Origin of the sequence: Methylobacterium sp. WL18 (assembly GCF_008040015.1) — a bacterium.
Lineage (GTDB): Bacteria > Pseudomonadota > Alphaproteobacteria > Rhizobiales > Beijerinckiaceae > Methylobacterium > Methylobacterium mesophilicum.
Genome location: NZ_VRVD01000441.1, coordinates 1 through 3,931 on the forward strand (window position 1 = coordinate 1; position 3,931 = coordinate 3,931).

General features: G+C 69.2%; 6 protein-coding genes. 1 reads left to right on the forward strand and 5 read right to left on the reverse strand.

Features of this window, described 5'->3' with window-relative positions; translation table 11 throughout:
- Window positions 1-952 (reverse strand): D-alanyl-D-alanine carboxypeptidase family protein (locus FV228_RS22490; RefSeq protein ID WP_147856630.1); only part of this gene is annotated, 952 nt, incomplete at its 3' end.
- A gap of 254 nt (window positions 953-1,206) precedes the next feature.
- On the opposite strand from FV228_RS22490, the gene queE reads away from it, so the two are divergent.
- Window positions 1,207-1,839 (forward strand): 7-carboxy-7-deazaguanine synthase, encoded by a 633-nt coding sequence (gene queE / locus FV228_RS22495; RefSeq protein WP_147856631.1) that lies wholly within the window; start codon window positions 1,207-1,209, stop codon window positions 1,837-1,839.
- A 135-nt stretch (window positions 1,840-1,974) separates the two neighbouring features.
- Here queE and FV228_RS22500 read toward each other — a convergent pair whose 3' ends face one another.
- The 4 genes from FV228_RS22500 to FV228_RS22515 form a co-directional block, all read right to left on the reverse strand.
- A complete protein-coding gene (locus FV228_RS22500; RefSeq protein WP_147856632.1) occupies window positions 1,975-2,592 on the reverse strand; it encodes a ParB-like protein in 618 nt (205 codons plus the stop codon).
- 81 nt (window positions 2,593-2,673) lie between these two features.
- Entirely contained in the window at window positions 2,674-2,904 is a 231-nt protein-coding gene (locus tag FV228_RS22505; RefSeq protein WP_147856633.1) for a ribbon-helix-helix domain-containing protein, read from the reverse strand.
- Window positions 2,905-2,929: 25 nt separating this feature from the next.
- Window positions 2,930-3,133, reverse strand: coding sequence for a DUF4169 family protein (locus FV228_RS22510; RefSeq protein WP_147856634.1), 204 nt, complete (start codon window positions 3,131-3,133; stop codon window positions 2,930-2,932).
- Between the two features lie 63 nt (window positions 3,134-3,196).
- Window positions 3,197-3,931 (reverse strand): lyase family protein (locus FV228_RS22515; RefSeq protein ID WP_246693994.1); only part of this gene is annotated, 735 nt, incomplete at its 5' end.

Genomic DNA, 3,931 nt, shown 5'->3' on the forward strand with positions numbered 1-3,931 from the left:
GGGCGCTGACCGCGCCGGCGCCGTCGTCGATCGCCGGGGGCTTCTTGCCGCCGCAGACGTAGGGGCGGATGTCCGGCGGTGCGCCGAGCGCGGAGGCCGGCAGGGCGTCGAGGGTCGGGCTGGTCCAGCCGGCGCTATGGGTGAAGGCGTAGTCGAACAGGTCGGCGGCTTTCACGTCGCGCTCGCGCGGGCTCGGCTGGCCCATCACGATGGTGATGACCCGTCGGCCGTTGCGCGAGGCGGTCGCCACCACGTTGAACCCGCCCGAGCAGATGAAGCCGGTCTTCATGCCGTCGGCGCCGGGATAGCGCCCGAGCAGGCCGTTGTGGTTGGCCATGACGGCGCGGCCGAACTGGATCGCCGAGATCGAGAACAGGTCGTGGGAATCCGGGAAGTCGCGGATCAGCGCCCGGGCCAGCACCGCCATGTCGCGGGCCGAGGTCCACTGGCGCGGGTCGGGCAGGCCGTTGGGGTTGGTCCAGCGGCTGTCGCGCATGCCGATCCGCTGCGCGGTCTCGTTCATCTGGTCGGCGAAGCCCTCGACCGAACCGCCGAGCGTCTCGCCGATCGCGTAGGCCACGTCGTTGGCCGACTTGACCATGATGATCTTGAGGGCGTTGTCGAGGGTCAGCTGCGTGCCCGGCCTGAAGCCCATCTTGGAGGGCGGCTCGGAGGCCGCCGCCGCCGAGATCGTGATCATGGAATCGAGCGAGACCTTGCCCTGCCGCACCAGGTCCAGGGCGACATAGGTGGTCATCAGCTTGGTGATCGAGGCCGGGTACCAGGGATCGGTCGGGGCCTGCGAATAGATCACCTTGCCGGAATCGACATCGACCACGAGAATCGGGGCGGTGAACGCGCCGGCGGCCTGGATCCCGATCAGGCTCGTGCCGAGAAGACCCGTCAACGCCGCGAATCCGACGGTTACGCGCCGGAGGAGAGAAGAGGACATTCGAGCCCGACTCGTCAGAGGATCGCCAGGGTCGGCGCCGAGGCACCGGACGTCCGGCCGGCAGGCCGGGATACGCGCGGCCCGGACCGTTGGGGGCGGTCGTCGTGCTGCATCACGGCATGAACGTCGCTACCGTGGCAAGAGCAAGGCGAGACGGATCCCGGGGTCTGCGCCGCGTGGTTGTCGGTGGTCTACGGGCCGCCCGCCGCTTATGTGCGGGATGGCGGTCGGGCGAAAAGAGTTCGGGAACAGCGGTGGCTTACGCGGTCAAGGAGATCTTCCACACCCTGCAGGGGGAGGGCGCCCAGGCGGGACGCGCCGCGGTGTTCTGCCGATTCGCCGGCTGCAATCTATGGTCGGGGCGCGAGGCCGACCGCGCGGCCGCTGCCTGCCGGTTCTGCGACACCGACTTCGTCGGCCTGGACGGGGAGGGCGGCGGACGCTTCGCCGACGCGGCGGCGTTGGCCGGCGCCATCGCGCGGACCTGGTCCGGGGGTCCGGAGAGTCGCTACGTCGTGTTCACCGGCGGCGAGCCGCTGCTCCAGCTCGACACGCCCCTGATCGAGGCTGTGCATGCCGAAGGCTTCGAGATCGCCATCGAGACCAACGGCACGCTGCCTGCCCCCCCGGGGATCGACTGGATCTGCGTCAGCCCCAAGGGCGGCAATCCCCTGGCGCAGAAAACAGGGCACGAATTGAAGCTCGTCTATCCCCAGGCCGACGCCGACCCGGCGGATTTCGTCGGCCTCGCCTTCCGGCACCGCTTCCTGCAGCCGATGGACGGCCCGGAGCAGCGCGCCAGCACCCAGGCCGCCATCGCGTATTGCCGGCAGGACGCCCGCTGGCGCCTGTCCTTGCAGACGCACAAGATCATCGGGATTCCGTAGGGGGTCGGACGCGCCTTGCCCCTCGGCGATCGGATCCCGCTGTCGCTGAACGGGATCATGGTCGCCCTCCGCAAGCCGGTGCCGGGCCCGGTGGCCGATGCCCTGTGCGGAGCGATTCGCACCGCGCTCAGCCCGTCACCCCTTGGAGGGGCCGCACCAGCCGGGGAGGTAGCCCGCGTCCTTGGACTTGGCCAGTGCCATCGCCTTCTCCAGCGCCTCGGAGAAGTCGGCCTCGATGCGCTTCTCCTTGATGTTGCGGCGGAGAAAGTCCGCCCACAGGAACTCGCTGAACGGCGTCGTGTCCTTGGCGAAGCCGCCGGCCCGGCGCAGCTCCCCCGCGAGGCTTCGGAACGGGTCGTCGACGAGGTCGCCGATCGCCTTCGGGATGGCCTTGAAATCCTGGCGGACGCCCGCGGCGTCGTAGGGATAGACCCAGGATTTGTGATCGCAGACCGTCCAGAACGCATCCTTCTCGAGGTGGTGCAGGTCGGCCAGCACCGTGACCAGCACGCTCTCCACGCCCTCTTCCTGCAGGGCCCGGGACAGATGGTGATGGTCCACCACGTAGTGGCGCTTCTTGGGGCCGAGCACGGTCGGGATCATGTGCGCCCCGAGGAAGGCCTTCTTCTTGTCGCCGTCGTAGCTGCGCCAGCGCCGCCGCTTCTCTTCGACCTCCCGGTAGCCCACCGTCATCTGCGTCGGGCGCAGATCGGCGATCGGGATCGGCTTGAGCAGCGGCTCGCGGATAGGCATGGCTCGGGCTTTCTGCGTTGTTCTGTCGCGCAGATCACACGGACGGACGGGGAGCGGAAGGGCGGCGCAGCCCGATCGCGCTCACGATTTGCCGAGCGGTCCGGCCCGCACGGCGTCCAGCACGAAGACCCGGATCGCCGAGGACAGGTTCTGGCCGCCGCGCCCGGCATCGATAGCCCCGACCAGTGCCTGGACCGACTGGTCGCGCGCCTCCGCAACCTCCCGCAACGCCACCCAGAACGGATCCTCCAGGGATACGCTGGTGCGGTGGCCGGCGATCACCACGGAGCGCTTGCTGATGCCCGCGCTCACGCCGCGCGGGCCGCACGTGAACCGGTCATACGGTCGCGTCCGGATCCGGCTCGTCGCGTTCGAGCCGGTGGCCTTCGTGGCGCTCGACCTCAAGGGCCTTGCGCCGCTGCTGCAGAGTCTTGGCCTTCTTCGGCCGCCCGAAGGCGATCCGGTTGTCCGCGGCCTTCGACTCCTCGGCCGCGCGGGCCTTTGCCTTGCGGACCTGGCGCAGGTTGATGATCTCGGCCACGGATCGCCTCCCGGTTCCCGCGGCCGGCGCAGGACAACCCGCACCGGCCAAGTCTCAAAAAAATCAATCGGCGCTGGGGGCCAGCATCGTCTCCGGCCGGACCACGCGCTCGAACTCCTCTTCGGTCACGTAGCCCAGGCGCAGCGCCTCCTCCTTGAGGGTGGTGCCGTTCTTGTGGGCGGTCTTGGCGATCTCGGCGGCCTTGTCGTAGCCGATCGAGGGGGCGAGCGCGGTCACCAGCATCAGCGAGCGGCTCATCAGGTCGGCGATCTTGTCCTCGTTGGCCTTGATGCCGACCACGCAATTGTCGGTGAAGCTCACCGCGGCGTCGGCGAGCAGCCGGATCGATTGCAGCACCGCGTTGGCGATCACCGGCTTGAACACGTTCAGCTCGAAATTACCCTGCGAGCCGGCGAAGCTCACCGTGGTGGCGTTGCCGACCACCTGGCAGCAGACCATGGTCAGCGCCTCGCACTGCGTCGGGTTGACCTTACCGGGCATGATGGAGGAGCCCGGCTCGTTCTCGGGCAGCGACAGCTCGCCGAGGCCCGAGCGCGGGCCGGAGCCGAGCAGGCGGATGTCCTGGGCGATCTTGAACAGGCCGGCGGCCAGCGCCGAGAGCGCTCCTTGCGTGAACACCAGAGCGTCGTGGGTCGCGAGCGCCTCGAACTTGTTGTCGGCGCTGGTGAATTGAAGGCCGGTCAGCGCCGCGACCTGGGCGGCGAATTTTTCCGCGAAGTCGGGATGCGCGTTGAGGCCGGTGCCGACCGCGGTGCCGCCCTGGGCGAGCGCCAGCAC

Bases quoted from the DNA above. Each gene is read 5' to 3' on its own strand.
- FV228_RS22500 (WP_147856632.1), bottom strand. From the start codon at position 2,592: ATGCCTATCCGCGAGCCGCTGCTCAAGCCGATCCCGATCGCCGATCTG.